At 62.8% G+C, this 15163-nt stretch carries 11 protein-coding genes; 1 reads left to right on the top strand and 10 read right to left on the bottom strand.

Annotation, left to right across the window (positions count from 1 at the left end):
* Positions 1-46: 46 nt before the first annotated feature.
* Together N2600_RS32530 and N2600_RS32525 are read right to left on the bottom strand one after the other, a co-directional pair.
* On the bottom strand, positions 47-2176 hold the full coding sequence (locus N2600_RS32530; protein WP_260299709.1) for a vWA domain-containing protein: 2130 nt from the start codon (positions 2174-2176) through the stop codon (positions 47-49).
* On the bottom strand, positions 2173-2697 hold the full coding sequence (locus tag N2600_RS32525) for an RNA polymerase sigma factor (RefSeq protein WP_026154620.1): 525 nt from the start codon (positions 2695-2697) through the stop codon (positions 2173-2175). Before N2600_RS32525 ends, N2600_RS32530 begins: the two co-directional genes overlap by 4 nt.
* A gap of 224 nt (positions 2698-2921) precedes the next feature.
* Between N2600_RS32525 and N2600_RS32520 the strand changes: the two genes are divergently transcribed.
* Positions 2922-3833, top strand: a complete 912-nt coding sequence (locus N2600_RS32520; protein ID WP_260299708.1) for an alpha/beta hydrolase — start codon at positions 2922-2924, stop codon at positions 3831-3833.
* A 7-nt stretch (positions 3834-3840) separates the two neighbouring features.
* On the opposite strand, the gene N2600_RS32515 is transcribed toward N2600_RS32520, so the two are convergent.
* The 8 genes from N2600_RS32515 to N2600_RS32480 form a co-directional block, all read right to left on the bottom strand.
* Positions 3841-5844 (bottom strand): CocE/NonD family hydrolase, encoded by a 2004-nt coding sequence (locus N2600_RS32515; protein WP_260299817.1) that lies wholly within the window; start codon positions 5842-5844, stop codon positions 3841-3843.
* A 50-nt stretch (positions 5845-5894) separates the two neighbouring features.
* Positions 5895-7526, bottom strand: coding sequence for an ABC transporter ATP-binding protein (locus N2600_RS32510; protein ID WP_260299815.1), 1632 nt, complete (start codon positions 7524-7526; stop codon positions 5895-5897).
* Entirely contained in the window at positions 7519-8346 is an 828-nt protein-coding gene (locus N2600_RS32505; protein ID WP_170281801.1) for an ABC transporter permease, read from the bottom strand. The genes N2600_RS32510 and N2600_RS32505 overlap by 8 nt, the downstream gene beginning before the upstream one ends.
* A complete protein-coding gene (locus N2600_RS32500) occupies positions 8343-9347 on the bottom strand; it encodes an ABC transporter permease (protein WP_260299813.1) in 1005 nt (334 codons plus the stop codon). The genes N2600_RS32505 and N2600_RS32500 overlap by 4 nt, the downstream gene beginning before the upstream one ends.
* 95 nt (positions 9348-9442) lie before the next feature.
* Positions 9443-11032: an ABC transporter substrate-binding protein gene (locus tag N2600_RS32495; protein WP_170260073.1), complete on the bottom strand. Its 1590-nt coding sequence runs from the start codon at positions 11030-11032 to the stop codon at positions 9443-9445.
* A 119-nt stretch (positions 11033-11151) separates the two neighbouring features.
* Positions 11152-11934 carry a carnitinyl-CoA dehydratase gene (locus N2600_RS32490; RefSeq protein WP_170281803.1) on the bottom strand — a complete coding sequence of 261 codons (783 nt, stop codon included), beginning with the start codon at positions 11932-11934 and terminating at the stop codon, positions 11152-11154.
* On the bottom strand, positions 11931-13994 hold the full coding sequence (locus tag N2600_RS32485; RefSeq protein WP_260299812.1) for an acetate--CoA ligase family protein: 2064 nt from the start codon (positions 13992-13994) through the stop codon (positions 11931-11933). Before N2600_RS32485 ends, N2600_RS32490 begins: the two co-directional genes overlap by 4 nt.
* A 4-nt stretch (positions 13995-13998) precedes the next feature.
* Positions 13999-15159: an acyl-CoA dehydrogenase family protein gene (locus N2600_RS32480; RefSeq protein ID WP_260299811.1), complete on the bottom strand. Its 1161-nt coding sequence runs from the start codon at positions 15157-15159 to the stop codon at positions 13999-14001.
* Positions 15160-15163 lie beyond the last annotated feature (4 nt).

Here is a 15163-nt window from a genome sequence, read left to right as displayed (position 1 = left end):
CCTTTTGGGACGGCCTCTCGTTTGGTGCGGTTTTGTGCCTCTTGCCTCATCGTTGACTGAGGCCGTCCGCCAGCCTGATGAGACCGAGGAAATCCGACCTGTAGCCGAAGGTGTCAGTCCCCCGCGATGCCGCCGCGAGATCGGCGATCGCCTGATAGGAATAGGTGTCGACGGCCGCGACATGGCTCAGTTTCTGGCCGAAGGCTGCGACGGCCACCGAGAAACGGACATCCTGCGGCGCGGCATCGACGGCGACGACCGCGTTGTTGTCGTCGACAGCCGTGGTGATGAGGGCGCTCTTGTCCTGACCCGGCCGCTTGTAGCGCATCTTGATGTAGGCAAGTTCGCCGTGATGGGCGCTCTCGGCGGTCGCGGCCGGCGCCTTATCGGCGGCACCATAGCGCAGATCGTCATTCATCACCGCCGGGCTTCCCTTCGGCGTAATCTCGTAAATCGCGGTGACGCTGTGGCCGGAACCGATATCGCCGGCATCGACGCGGTCATTGTTGAAATCCTCGCGGTTCAACGCCCGCGTCTCGTAACCGATCAGCCGGTATTCGGCGATCCGTTCCGGGTTGAATTCGACCTGGAACTTGACGTCGCTCGCGATCGGAAACAGCGTCGATCCGGCCTCTTCGACCAGCGTCTTCTGTGCCTCCGCCAAGGTGTCGATATAGGCAGCACTGCCATTGCCGTTCTGGGCCAGCGTCTGCATCAGGGAATCGTTGAGATTGCCCCGCCCGAAGCCGAGGACGGTGAGGAAGATGCCGTCCTTGCGCCTCTCTTCGATGATGCGCTTCAAGTCCTCGTCGCTCGACGGGCCGACATTGAAGTCGCCGTCCGTCGCCAGCATCACCCGGTTGACGCCGTCCTTGACGAAGCCCTGCTTGGCAAGGTCATAGGCTGCCTCGATGCCTTCGGCGCCGCCGGTCGAGCCTCCGGGCTCCAGTCCGTCGATTGCCGACAGGATCTTCGATTTCTCCGCCACACGTGTCGGCGCCAGAACCGTGCCGGCATTGCCGGCATAAGTGACGATCGAGACGGTATCGTCGGGTTTCAGCCTGTTGATCAGCAGCCTGAAGGCGCTTTTGAGAAGCGGCAGCTTGTCCGGCTCGTCCATCGAGCCCGACACGTCGATCAGGAAAACCAGATTGGCATGCGGCGTGGTCGCCGACGCGATGTCATAACCCTTGATCGCCACATGCATCAATTCCGTGTCGTGGTTCCACGGGGTCGGCATGACAGTCGCGGTCGCCTTGAAAGGCTGGTCGGCATTGTCAGGGCCCGGCCAGTCATAGGGGAAATAGTTGATCATCTCCTCGACGCGGACCGATTGCGGACCGGGCATCGCCCCGCCGGTCAACGACCGGCGGACGAAGGAATAGGACGCGCTGTCGACATCGGCAGAGAAGGTGGAAACCGGATCCGTCGCAACGCTCTTGATCGGATTGGCGGCCGCATTGGCAAACCGCTCACGATTGGGATCGAGCTGAATCTGGACGCGCCCCTCCGCAGGCGGCGCAGGCGAGGGGGCAATGGCGGCCATCGGTTCGGCCAACTGCTGCTGGGGAACGATGCCGGGAGCGGCCGGCGCCGAGCGCTTGGCCGCCCCGAGTGCCGTTGCAGAACCCTCCGGCTTGTTCGTGAGGGTGGCGACGTCGTTGGCAGCGAATTCGGATGTCTGCGACGAATCGGGTTTCGCGAGTGCCGATGCCTCCTTGTCCCGCGGGGCTTGCGCGACAGCGACAGATTGCTCAGCCGGGCTGTTGTTCCCGGCCGGTGCTTGTGGCGCGACCGTGACCGGCTTCTGACCGGTGGTTGCAGCCGGTTGCTTCGACGCGTCACTTTTCGAAAGGTTGCCGGCGATCTCTGTCTGATCGACGATCGGCAATCCGTTGCGGGTCAGCTCGATCGCGAGATAACCGGCGGCGGGAATGACCAGCAGCGTCGCAAGGGCTGAACCGGCGAGGAATTTCTTGTTCATGGCAGGGCTCCATATCCAGTTGATGATGGAGCTTTGACGCCAGCCTTTCGCATTTCCTTGGGGCACCGCTACATTGTTTTCCGCGGTGTCGAAGGCCTGCATCGCCGCAGCAAGCGCACGCGTGCGCGCCTCCGGGGTCGCTGCCAGCGGCGTCACGCGGGAGAGCTTTTCGAGTTCCTTGTCCACGGTCATACCTCTTCCTTCCCGAGCACGGCCTTCAGCCTCTTACGCGCCTCATGGACCTGCCAGGAAACGGTCGCCTCCGAGCAGCCCATGACATCGGCAGCAGCCGAATGGCTGAGACCTTCGCCGTAAACGAGCAGCACGGCGTCGCACTGCCTTTCCGGCAAGGCGCGCACGGCGGCCCATAATTCGCTCGATAACTCGTCGTCATTTCCATCAGGCGCATCGGGCTGCGGCTCGGCGGCGTAGGCGCGGAATGTCTGCTCCTCTCGTGCAAGTTTGCGTCTATGGTCGCGGGCGGCGTTGAGCGTCAGAGTATAGAGCCACGTCCTGAAGCGGCTGGCGCCGCGAAAGCTGCGGATCGCCGCACCGAGCTTGACGCAGACCTCCTGGGCGATGTCGTCGGCATCAGTGGAACTGCCCGACCAACGCCATGCCGTCGCATGGACGAATTCATAATGGCGCGAGACCAGTTGCCCAAAGGCCTCCCGGTCGCCGCCCTGCGCTCGTTCTATGAGCTCCGCGTCCAAATTCCGCACCTACCCCATGCTACCAAGCAAGACGCTATTTCGAGATTGAGACGTTTCTCGGATGGCTTTCCTTGGGTCGATGGCGAAAAATTATCGGAAATTTTGAGTGTCACGACATTTTTGGGTCGCGGCCAGACAGATCGTCCCCGTCACAAAGGCGCATGATGAGGACAGAGTCGGCCGGGGACGTGATCTACATCGTCCCAAATCGCGAAAGGACCTCCATGTCCGCTCAACCGTCTGTTCCTACCGAGAAGGGCATCCTGCAGTTTCTGGCGATTTGCGATGCCTTCTACCCAGCGGACGCCGTTGAAGCGTCGATCGAGCAGCAGCGAGATTGGTACGACGCTCTTTGCGCGCGCTTTGACCGCCCGCTGCCCCCGGAGATGATCTTTGCGGACGGCATGCTCCAGCGCATACCGATCCGGCGCTACCGTCCGCGGAAAATCAGCACGAGGTCCGTTCTACTCTATCTTCATGGCGGCGGCTTCGTTGTCGGTTCGCTCGAGAGCCATCACGCCATCTGCGCCGAGATTGCCGATTTTGCCGGTGCGGAACTCGTTTCGGTCGATTATCGGCTGGCCCCTGAATATCGCTGGCCGGCGCAGACGGATGACGGCTTTGCCGTGTTGAAGCATCTGCTTTCCGCCAATAGCAAGGTCGTGCTGATCGGCGACAGTGCTGGCGGCAATCTGGCGGCGGGCCTTGCGTTGCGCGCGCGCGACGAGGACCTGTCCGGCGTCGTCGGACAAGTCCTGATCTACCCGGCGCTCGGCGGGGATCTTACTGCCGGCTCCTATGTCGAAATGGCCGCGGCGCCGGGTCTGACAACGGCGGATGTCGCTTATTACCGCGAGATCCTGCAAGCACCGGCAGGCAATAAGATCGCCGAACCGCTGCAGGCAGCTTCGCTTGCCGGGCTGCCGCCGACCTTCATCACGGTTGCGCATTTCGATCCGCTCCGGGACGACGGCCGGCACTATGCCGCCCGGCTCACCGCGGAGGGCGTCGAAGTCTGGTTCCGGGAGGAACCGCAGATGGTGCATGCGTGGCTCCGCGCCCGGCACATGAGCGATGGTGCCCGCGACGGCTTCCACGCCGTCTGCGAGGCCATAAGGCGTTTCGCAGCGGCTTAGCTACCGATCACATCAGGTCGCGCGCGATCCGCTTTTCCGCAAAGACCTTTTCGAAGACCTGAACATCGTCCTCGAAGGCGGTGACGACAGCGCTGATGATCCAGTCGGTCCGGGTGCAGGCAATCCGCGCGGTCGCCACCGTCCGCACGGACCAGCCGGGGCGGCGCATATCGCAGGTCCAAGTCGACGTGCCCTTCATCGACAGCGGATTATCGGGCGAGATCAACCAGACCTCCTTCCGCAATTGCCGGGTCGAGAGACCTGTCTCAGGGTGTTCGGTCAGCCCGGTATCCTCGTGGATGTGATACTCCGTCCGGGCAGCCGAGAGATCGCGGACGACCTGCCGCTTCGTTACGGCGGCCGCATGCTCGATGTATTTCGGCAGCGGATCGGGATTGGCCGGTTCCCTGATTTCGATCCGCTGGTGCTCGCCGAGCATCGGCAGCCCCAGGCCGAGTGCCGCGATATCGATGTCGATGCCGTCGTCATCAGGCGGCGGTAGGATCATCGGCCAATAGGCGGTGGACAACGAAAGGCGGATGCGATGCCCCTTGCGGAAGCGGTAACCGCAGGCATCGAGCACGAGCCGGACCGGCACCGTCTTGCCTGACATCAGCGGCTTGGGATCGGCATTGCCGTCGCGGTGGGTAAGATTGACGACGCCGAAGGCGACACGTGTTGCCGTGCCATCCGGATGGATATCGATGAGCCGGGCGCAGAGATTTCCGCCCGCCGCCCGAGAGCGCAGCGCAAGCGTCAGCACGGGCCGGCCGAGATAGTCGTAATCGCCAGCAAGCGGCATCGTATCGAAGACCAGCGAGCCGGCATCGTCCGAGCGCTGATCGATCGCCATTTCGGCGTCGGGCTTCAGCGTAAAATACTCGCCGGATGCCGTCCCGGTATCGAGCGGAGATCTCACATAGACGGGATGTTCGGGCGCGTGCGGGATCGGCATGCCTTCCGTCAGCTTGCCGAATTGCTCGACGTAGAAGCACTGCATCTGCGGCGTCGACCAGACGTCCTTGGCGACCCAGAAGCCCGGATCGCTGTCGCGTCGCGGGGCAGGGCGGACGGCGTCGAGAATATAGGCGCGGGCCTGCGGCAGCCTGTCGATCCCATTGTCCTCGCCCCGCAGCCATCTGTTCCACCAGGCAATTGCCTCGCCATGAAAATCGGTGCGCGGTTTCGGCCAGGCGAAATGCGGATATTTGTGAACCCAGGGGCCGATCAGCGCCTTCGCCTTGTCGCCCAGGCCTTCGACCGCCATTAGCGGCGTATTGCGGTAGCCGTCAGCCCAGCCGGCGATGACAAGCGTCGGGATTTCCACGCTCGAAAAATCCTCCGAGATCGAGCCATGACGCCAGAAATCATCGCGCCGCTGATGGGCCAGCCACTCCTCCATGAAGAAGGGTTCACCTGCCAGGCGTTCCAGCCACATCTGCTTCCAGCGCTCCCCGACGAGCGCGGGATCAGGCGGGCGCGACTGGTAGCCGAGCATCGTTGCCGCCCATGAGAGCTGGGCGGAGAGATGGCAGCCGTTCTTGTAGTGGATGTCGTCATTGTAGCGGTCGACGGTCGAGGCGATCGAGATGACAGCCTTCAGCGCCGGCGGGCGCAATGCTGCGACCTGCAGGCTGTTGAAGCCGCCCCAGGAGATGCCCATCATGCCGACCGAGCCGTTCGACCATGGCTGCGCGGCAATCCAGGCGATCAGCTCGCAGGCATTGGCAAGCTCGCATTCGGTATATTCGCCGTCGATGACGCCGTCGGATTCGCCCGAACCTCTGATATCGATACGCACGCCGGCAATGCCTGCGGCCGCGAAGACCGGGTAGGTCGACTCATCCCTGAGGCTGGTTCCATCCCGCTTGCGATAGGGCAGGAATTCGAAGACGGCGGGAACGGGATCTTTTTCCGTGTCATTCGGCATCCAAATGCGCGCGGCAAGCCGCGTCCCATCCTTCAGCGTAATCCATTCATTCTCGATGGTGGTGAAGCCGCGCGAGGTCATGCTGATTCCTGCTGCACATTTCATGAGACGAGGGTTCGGCCCTCGTCAAGTCAGTTACCGGCGCTCTCCATGCGGCGCGTGGCAAGCACCCGTTCCAGCCAGCCGATTTCCATTTCCGGCACGGATTTCAACAGCAGATCGGTGTAGTCATCAAAGGGCGGCGACAGCGCCTTCGATTTTGGACCGAACCGCACCAGCTTGCCGCGATGCATCACCGCCACGCTGTCGGCAATCGCCCGGACGATCGCGATGTCGTGGGTGATGAAGACGTAGGAGAGCTGTTCTTCTTCCTGCAAGCGGAGAAGCAGCTTGAGGATCCCCTCCGCCACCAGCGGATCGAGCGCCGAGGTCGGCTCGTCGCAGAGGATGAGTTCGGGCTTGGCGGCAAGCGCCCTTGCGATCGCCACACGCTGCTTCTGGCCGCCGGATAGTTCGGCCGGGTAGCGATCGACGAAGCCCTTGCCCATTTCGATCTGGTCGAGCAACTCCTTCACCCGGGCGGTCTTCTCGGCACCTTTGAGGCCATAATAGAAGGTCAGCGGGCGGCCGATGATGTCGCGGACCGTCTGGCGCGGGTTCATCGCAGTATCGGCCATCTGGTAGATCAGCTGGATGCGCCTCAGATCGTCGTTCGGCCGGCTCTTCAGACCCGGCATCAGTGGCTTGCCATTAAAGACGATGCGCCCGCTGCTCGGCGGCAGCAGGCCGGTAATGACGCGCGCCAGCGTCGATTTGCCCGAACCGGATTCACCGACGACCGCAAGCGTCTGCCCCCTCGGCACATGCAACGTGACATCGTGCAGCACCTTGAAGCCGTTGGAATATTCGGCACTGACATTGTCGACCTTGAGAAGTGCTGCAGACTGGTCGGCGGCTTCCTCGCGATAGGCCTGCCTGACATTGACGAGGGCGCGCGTATAGTCCTCCCGCGGCGCCTCGATGATCTGCTGAACGCTGCCATATTCGACCTGCTTGCCATAACGCAGGACCATGATGTCGTCCGAGATCTGGGCGACGACGGCAAGGTCATGGGTGATGTAAAGGGCGGCCGTATGCGTTTCCTCGATAGCATGCTTGATCGCCGCCAGCACGTCGATCTGCGTGGTGACGTCAAGCGCCGTGGTGGGCTCGTCGAAAACGATGAGATCGGGGTTGGAGCAGAGCGCCATCGCCGTCATCGCCCGCTGCAGCTGGCCGCCGGAGACCTGGTGGGGAAAGCGCTCGCCGAAGGTTTCGGGATTGGGCAGGCCGAGAACCCCGAACAGATAAAGCGCTCGCTCACGCGCCTTGTCCTTGCTCATCAGTCCATGTTTGACCGACGCTTCGATCACCTGATCGCCGAGCCGATGCGCCGGATTGAAGGCGGCGGCGGCCGATTGCGCGACATAGCAAACCCGTGCGCCGCGAATTTTACGGATGCCGTTCTTGCCGAGCGCCAGGATATCGGCGCCGTCGAGCCGCACCTCACCGCCGGTGATTTCGGCGCCGCCCCGGCCATAGGCAAGTGCGGAAAGGCCGATTGTCGACTTGCCGGCGCCCGATTCGCCGATGAGGCCGAGGACCTTACCCTTCTGCAGGTCGAAGGAAACGCCGTCGACGATCGTGACCCGCTTGGGCGGTTCGCCCGGCGGATAGCTGGTTGCTTCGATCTTCAGATTGCGAACGGAAAGAAGCTCAGGCATCGCCGCGCCCTCCCTTGAGGCTGGATGTGCGTTTCAGGAGCCAATCGACGACGAGGTTGACGCAGACAGCCAGCACGGCAATCGCCGTGCCGGGCACCAGCGCTGCCGAAATGCCGAAGATGATGCCGTCCTTGTTGTCCTTGACCATGCCACCCCAATCGGCCGCCGGCGGCTGAATGCCGAGGCCGAGGAAGGAGAGCGTCGAGAGGAACAGGATCGAGAAGGCGAAGCGCAGCCCGAACTCTGCCAGCAGTGGCGACAGCGTGTTCGGCAGGATCTCGCGGAAGATGATCCAGAGCTTGCCTTCGCCGCGCAACGTCGCCGCCTCGACGAATTCCATCACGGCGACATCAAGCGCCACCGCACGGCCGAGACGATAGACGCGAGTAGAGTCGAGGATCGCCATGACAAGGATCAGCACGACGATGTTTTGCGGCAGCACCGCAAGAACGACGAGCGCGAAGATCAGCGTCGGGATCGACATCATCAGATCATTGAATCGTGACAGGACGGTATCGATGAGGCCGCGCGAGACGGCGGCGGTGAAGCTCAGGATAATGCCGAGCGAGAAGGAGATGATGGTGGCGGCGGATGCGACCGTCAGCGTCGTGCGCGCGCCGTAGATCAGGCGCGAGAAAATATCGCGACCAAGATTGTCGAGACCGAAGATATATTGACTATCGGGCAGCTGCCAGACGTCGCCGACGACCTGCGTCTCGCCATAGGGGGCGAGCCAGGGGGCGAAGATTGCGAAGATGAAGGCGATGGCGATACCGGCCATGCCGATCCAGGCGGTGATGGGGATGTCTCTCAATCTCATCGCGGATGCCTCAGCCTGGGATTGGCAATAATCGCGAGGATATCGGCCGTCATATTGAGGAAGATGTAGACAGCCGCGAAGATCAGGCCGCAGGCCTGCACGACGGGCATGTCGCGCACGGTGACCGCATCGACCATATATTGCCCCATGCCGGGATAGACGAAGACCACTTCGACAACGACGACGCCGACCACGAGATAGGCAAGGTTCAGCGCGATGACATTGATGATCGGCGCGAGCGCATTGGGGGCGGCATGCTTGACGATCGCGCGGAAGGCGCTGAGGCCCTTCAGCTCCGCCGTCTCCATGTAAGCGGAGGACATGACGGAGAGGATTGCCGCCCGCGTCATGCGCATCATGTGCGCGAGCACAACGAGCACGAGGGTCGCCGTCGGCAGCGCGATCGCCTTCAGCCGCTCGACGAAACCCATGCTGTCATAGACGGTCGCTGGAAAGGTCGCCATGCCGAGCTTCACCGCGAAGAACAGGATCAGCAGGTAGCCGATAAAGAATTCCGGCAGTGAGATCGCCGCAAGCGAGATCACGTTGATGATCTTGTCCGGCAGGCGGTTGCGGAAATGCACCGACAGCATGCCGAGGCCGACGGCGAGCGGCACGGATATCCCCGCTGCGAAACCCGCCAGGAACAGCGAGTTGCCGAGGCGCTTGCCGATCTGTTCGCTCACCGAATTCTTGCTGGCCCAGGAAGTGCCGAAGTCACCCTGGACGGCGTTGCCGAGCCACTCGACGTAGCGCGTCGTGATCGGGCGGTTCAGCCCGAGATCCTCTCGAATATTGGCGACGGCCTGCGGGGTCGCCGACTGGCCGAGATAGGTGGTGGCAAAATCGCCAGGCAGGGCTTCCAGGCCGCCGAAGATCAGGATCGAGACGGCAAAAAGCAGGACCAGGCTGAGCACGAAGCGCTCGAGGATAAGGGCAAGCAGCGGAAAACGCTGCCGGAACCGGAGGCCGGGCAAGATGCTTGGGGCAGGATTGGTCATGGCGAGGACCTCGCGCTAAAACGTCGGGAGGACCGCGGGGTTCATCCCACGGTCCCGGCTTCGTTAGAGATCGGAGGGGCATGCGCCCCTTGCCATCAGGCGTCCAGCCAGACGCGGGTCGCGACGTAGCCGTTCGACATGTCGTTGCCGATGTCGTGGACATAACCCTTCACCTGCTTGGTGGAGGCGTTCACGAAATCGTTGAACATCGGCAGGATCACCCCGCCCTCGTCGCGGACCGTCATCGCCATGGTGCGATACATGTCCTTGCGCTTGGCTTCATCAAGCTCGGAGCGGGCCTGTAGCAGCAGCTTGTCGAAGTCAGGACGCTTGAAACGGGTGTCGTTCCAGTCCGCCGTCGAGAGATAGGCGGTGGAATACATCTGGTCCTGCGTCGGGCGGCCACCCCAGTAGGAGGTCGAGAAGGGCTGGACATTCCAGACGTTGGTCCAGTAGCCGTCGCCCGGTTCGCGCTTGACCTCGATCTCGATGCCGGCCTTCTTGCAGCTTTCCTGATAGAGGACGGCCGCGTCGACGGCGCCGGGGAAGGCGACTTCGGAGGTGCGCAGAAGGACCGAGCCGCTATGGCCCGACTTCTTATAGTGGAACGCCGCCTTGTCGGGATCGTAGGCGCGCTGCTCGATGCCTTCGGGGAACAGCGCATAGGTGCTGTTGATCGGGAAGTCGTTGCCGACCTTGCCGTAACCGCCGAGGATCTTCTGCACCATGGTCTCGCGGTCCATGGCGTATTTGAGGGCCAGGCGCAGGTCGTTGTTGTCGAATGGCGCCTTGTCGCAATGCATGATGAAGACGTAGTGACCGCGGCCGGCGGTCGAGAGGATCTCGACGTTCGGGGCGCGTTTCAGCAGATTGACGGTCTTCGGGTCAACGCGGTTGATGTAGTGCACCTGGCCGGACGAAAGTGCGGCGATGCGGGCAGTCGCATCATTCATGCCGATGATTTCGATCGAATCGACATAACCTCGGTCGGTGCGCCAGTCGTCCTTGTTCCTTTCAAAGGTGGCGCGGACGCCGGGCTCGAAGCTCGTCATCTTGTAGGGGCCGGTGCCGATCGACGCCAGCGGATCATCAACGCCGCCGTTCGGCTGGATGACCAGATGGTAGTCCGACAGCAGCAGCGGCATGTCGGCATTGCCTTCGCTGAGCGTCAAGACGAGATTGCTGCCGTCGGCCTTGATCTCCTTGATCGAACCGAGAACACCGAGCGCGCCGGATTCCGACTTCGCGTCGGTATGACGCTTCAGCGTCGCAACAACGTCGTCGATCGTCAGTTCCTTGCCATTGTGGAACTTGACGCCCTTGCGGATCTTGAAGGTCCATGTCGCCGCGTCCTTTGACGGCTCCCAGGATTCGGCGAGCGCCGGCACGGCAGCACCCGTCAGCGGATCGGATTCGACCAGCATGTCCCCCCAGCAGCGGCCGATGCAGAACATCACCTGCGACAGGAATTTTGCCGGATCGTTGGAATCGGTGGCGGCACCACCTTCGAGGCCGAGCTTCAGATGGCCGCCGCGTTTCGGTTCGGCGGCTTGCGCACTTTCGGTGAAGAGCTTGTCGGCAGCGGCAAGCGTGATGCCCGCCGCCATGGCGCGTCCCATGAATTCGCGGCGGCTGAGCCCGCCGGCGGTGACGCGGCTTGTGAGATATTTCGTGTAGTCGGTCATTCCCCTGTTCCTTCTTTGTGGTGCGTTGACAGAACTTCCGGGCATGGTCCGCAGGCGGTTTCCTCTCCCCCTCCGGTGCCCGCATCATGCGGGAAAACAGTGCGGTTGCTGCCGCCTGGTTATTTTCCTTTCCAAATGGGGCTTCGCTTCTCGGCGAAGGCCCGCGCGCCTTCCAATTGGTCTTCGCTCGAATAGAGCCTGTCGACCGTCGCAAACTGCCGCTTGGTGACCTTGTTCATGGCAGTCTGGAACGTCGAACCCTCCGCTTCGCGCACGATTTCCTTGATCGCCGCATAGACGAGCGGCGGGCCGCTCTCGAGCAACCGGGCAAGCTCCCATGCTCTCTCCATCAGCCGCTCGGCCGGCAGAACCTCGTTGACGAAGCCCCAGCGATGCGCCTCGTGAACATCGAGCCAGCGCCCGGTGAAAAGCATGTCCATGGCGATGTGGTAGGGAATGCGTTTCGGCAGCTTGATGGAAGCCGCATCGGCAACCGTGCCGGAACGGATTTCCGGCAAGGCGAAGGTCGCATGCTCGGCGGCGAGGATCAGGTCGGTCGACAGCGCGATCTCCAGACCGCCGCCGCAACAGATGCCGTTGACCGCACAAATGACGGGCTTGTTGAGGTCGCGCAATTCCTGCAGCCCGCCGAAGCCGCCGACGCCGTAATCTCCGTCGACCGCATCGCCTGATGCCGCCGCCTTGAGGTCCCAGCCGGCACAGAAAAACTTCTCGCCGGCGCCCGACACGATGGCGACCCGCAGCGCCGGGTCGTCGCGGAAATCGCGGAAGATCAACCCCAGGGCACGGCTGGTCGCAAGATCGATGGCATTCGCCTTCGGCCGGTCGATGACGACTTCGAGCACTCCGCCGTCCTGTCGTGTGCGAATGGGATCGCTCAACCTGTGCTACTCCTCCGCCGTATCAGAGCATCGACCATGGCCACGCCACGCCCTTCGGGAAGAACCATCAATGGATTAATGTCCAGTTCCTCCAGCCGTGCCGCGTTCTTTACGACATAATCTGCCGTTGCTGAGACAGCGCCGACAGCGGCCTCGAGATCGCCTTTTGGCCGCCCTCGATAGCCATAGATCAATTTTGTAAGTTTGAGGCGCGAAATTGCCGCGTGAATGTCGGTTTTCGTCGCCGGAAGGGGCAGGATGATGGAATCGTCAAGCAATTCAACGAAGATTCCGCCCGCTCCAAGCGTAAGCGACAATCCGAAGACAGGGTCGCGGACGGCGCCGACAATGAGCTCGGCGACCGGCGGATCGATCATTTTCTCGACGAGATAGCCGGCATTCGGCGGCATGGCCGCCGCCGCATTCGACACGGCTTCAATATCCTCCAGGTTGAGTACGACGGCCCCAGCCTCGGTTTTGTGCGCAATGCCGAGCGCTTTCAGCACGACCGGAAAGCCGAGCCGCTCAGCCTGCTCGGCCGCCTGACCGGGAGAGGACGCCAACAGCCCCTTTGGAATCGGAAGGCCGAAGGCAGCAAGCTCAGCCTTCGCATCGGCCTCCGTCAGCGTCTCGATCTCGCCATTGATAGAGGACACATCGAGCAGCGGCAGGGGAGGCGGGCGATCCCACGCCTGGCCGATGCCGGCGGCAACTTCCACTGCCGTGATGGCTTCTTCGATACCGCAGAAGGCAATGATGCCATTTGCCATCAGCCGATCGGCGACAGGCTCCGGCATGTTTTCCGGAAGGGTTGCCAGAAGGCCGGCCAGCGCACCGGTTGCGGCGGCAGCCACAATGACCGCGTCTGCCGTCATCGCCCATTCGGACGCATCGCAGCGGTCGCCGCGGGGGAAGTCGAGGACGACGAGATTGAGGGCATAGCCGGCCTCGAACATGGCGCTGAAGGCTTCAGTCTGGCGTGCAAGATCACCCCAGACGAAGGTGTGGTAATCGAGCGGATTGGACAGCGTCACCATCTCGCCGAGGACCCGCCGCAGACGAGGCAATTGTTGTGGCTGCAGCGCGGGGAATTCCACGTTGCGACCGACGGCGGCATCCGCCATCAGCGAGGCTTCGCCACCGGAACAGCTCATCGACGAGATCGAATGGCTTGCGAGCGGTCCGGCGACATGCAGCAGTTTCAGGGTTTCGAGCAGCGCCGGCAAGGTCTGGACACGGCCAAGGCCGAGGCGGGCGAGCACGGCGTCTGCGACGGCATCGCTGCCGGCGAGTGAGGCGGTATGCGAAACCGCCGCGCGTTTTGCCTGCTCGGATCTGCCGACCTTCAGCACGACGACGGGCTTCCTCGACCGCCGGGCAAGGGCGGCCAGGCGTTCGAGTGCAGAGAGATCGCCGAAACCTTCGACATGAAGGCCGACCGCCGTGACGCGCGGGTCGTCGATCAGTGCGCAGGCGACATCGGCAAGCGATGTCTGCGCCTGGTTGCCGGCGGTGACCACATAGGCGATCGGCACGCCGCGGGTCTGCATGGTCAGGTTGATAGCGATATTGGAGGACTGCGTAAGGATCGCGACGCCACGTTCGATACGCTGCATGCCATGCTGATCGGGCCAGAGCAGCGCGCCATCGAGACCGTTGATCAGCCCGTAGCAGTTCGGCCCGAGGATCGGCATGTCGCCGGCTGCGTCGAGCAAGGCCTGCTGCAGCTCGGCGCCGTCGCTGAGTTCCGTCGTCGCCTCGCTGAAACCCGACGCATAACAAACCGCCCCGCCGGCACCGGCCTCAGAAAGGCTACGGACGATCTCGACGGTCAGCGTCCTGTTGACGCCGACGAAGGCAGCGTCCGGCGCCGAAGGCAGATCGGATACGGAGCGGTAGCAGGACCGCCCGAGCACCTCGTCGAGCTTGGGATGGACGGGCCAGATCTCGCCGGCAAAGCCCATGCGGTCGCACTGCTCGATCACCCTGCGCGCCTCACGGCCACCGAAGACGGCGATCGTTTGCGGTCTGAGCAGGCGGTCGAGCGGGCGGGGCATCATCGGCTCACGCTCCCAAAGGTCGAAGCAGGTCGCGGCTGATGATATGCCGCTGGATTTCGGAAGTGCCGTCCCAGATGCGTTCGACGCGCGCATCACGCCAGAAGCGGGCGAGCGGCAGGTCGTCCATCAATCCCATGCCGCCGAAGATCTGGATCGCCTCATCGGTGACGCGAGCCAGCATTTCGGAGGAGTAGAGTTTGGCCGAGGCGATCTGCCGGTCTGCGGAAAGGCCGGCATCGAGCCGCCAGGCGGCGGCGAGCGTCAGCCAATCGGCCGCGTCGATCTCGGTGATCATGTCGGCGAGCTTGAACGACACGCCCTGATTGGCACCGATCGGCCTGCCGAACTGTTTGCGCTCGGCGGCATAGGGCAGCGCCATATCGAAGACGCGCCGTGCCCGGCCGACGCAGGTGGCGGCCACCGTCAGCCGCGTGCCGTAGAGCCATTGATTGGCGATATCGAAGCCGCGATGCACCTCGCCCAGCACTTGGGCTTCGGGAATCCGGCAATCTTCGAAGCTGAGCGTTGAGTTGTGGTAGCCGCGATGCGAAACGGAATCATAGCCTTTGAGGATCTCGAAGCCCGGCGTGCCACGATCCACCAGGAAGGCTGTGATCTTCTTCTTGATGCCTTTCGGCGTTTCTTCCTCGCCCGTCGCGGCAAAGACGATGACGAAATCGGCGACATCGGCATGGGAGATGAAATGTTTCGTACCGTTGAGGACGAAATCGCTGCCGTCGCGGCGGGCGGCGCATTTCATGCCGCGCATGTCAGACCCGGCGCCCGGTTCAGTGATGGCAAGCGCGTCGATCTTCTCGCCGCGCACCGCAGGCAGGAGATAGCGCTCACGCTGCTCGCCCTCGCAGGCCATCAGGATGCCGGAGGGGCGGCCGAAGAAAACCGTCAGCCCGAGGGAACCGCGCCCGAGCTCCCGCTCGACCAGGGTGAAGGTGACATGGTCGAGGCCGGCGCCACCGACTTCTTCCGGGAAATTGCAGGCGTAGAAGCCGAGATCGATGCATTTGCGCCGGATCTCGTCTCCAAGCTCCGACGGGACCATACCTGTGCGCTCGACCTCATTCTCATGCGGATAGATTTCGGTCTCGACGAAGGCGCGGACCGTCTCGACGATCATTTCCTGTTCTTCGCTCAGTCCGAAATCCATGCCG

This window comes from Rhizobium sp. WSM1274 (assembly GCF_025200775.1).
Taxonomy (GTDB): Bacteria; Pseudomonadota; Alphaproteobacteria; order Rhizobiales; family Rhizobiaceae; genus Rhizobium; species Rhizobium leguminosarum_I.
The sequence above is the reverse complement of the archived record's forward strand: the minus strand, read 5'-3'. Positions and strand labels throughout refer to the sequence as shown.

What these genes read in the sequence shown, in the direction of transcription:
- N2600_RS32495 (WP_170260073.1), bottom strand. Translation starts at nt 11,032, where the DNA reads ATGACCGACTACACGAAATATCTCACAAGCCGCGTCACCGCCGGCGGG.
- N2600_RS32530 (WP_260299709.1), bottom strand. Translation starts at nt 2,176, where the DNA reads ATGACCGTGGACAAGGAACTCGAAAAGCTCTCCCGCGTGACGCCGCTG.
- N2600_RS32515 (WP_260299817.1), bottom strand. Translation starts at nt 5,844, where the DNA reads ATGACCTCGCGCGGCTTCACCACCATCGAGAATGAATGGATTACGCTG.
- N2600_RS32520 (WP_260299708.1), top strand. Translation starts at nt 2,922, where the DNA reads ATGTCCGCTCAACCGTCTGTTCCTACCGAGAAGGGCATCCTGCAGTTT.
- N2600_RS32510 (WP_260299815.1), bottom strand. Translation starts at nt 7,526, where the DNA reads ATGCCTGAGCTTCTTTCCGTTCGCAATCTGAAGATCGAAGCAACCAGC.
- N2600_RS32485 (WP_260299812.1), bottom strand. Translation starts at nt 13,994, where the DNA reads ATGATGCCCCGCCCGCTCGACCGCCTGCTCAGACCGCAAACGATCGCC.
- N2600_RS32505 (WP_170281801.1), bottom strand. Translation starts at nt 8,346, where the DNA reads ATGAGATTGAGAGACATCCCCATCACCGCCTGGATCGGCATGGCCGGT.
- N2600_RS32480 (WP_260299811.1), bottom strand. Translation starts at nt 15,159, where the DNA reads ATGGATTTCGGACTGAGCGAAGAACAGGAAATGATCGTCGAGACGGTC.
- N2600_RS32500 (WP_260299813.1), bottom strand. Translation starts at nt 9,347, where the DNA reads ATGACCAATCCTGCCCCAAGCATCTTGCCCGGCCTCCGGTTCCGGCAG.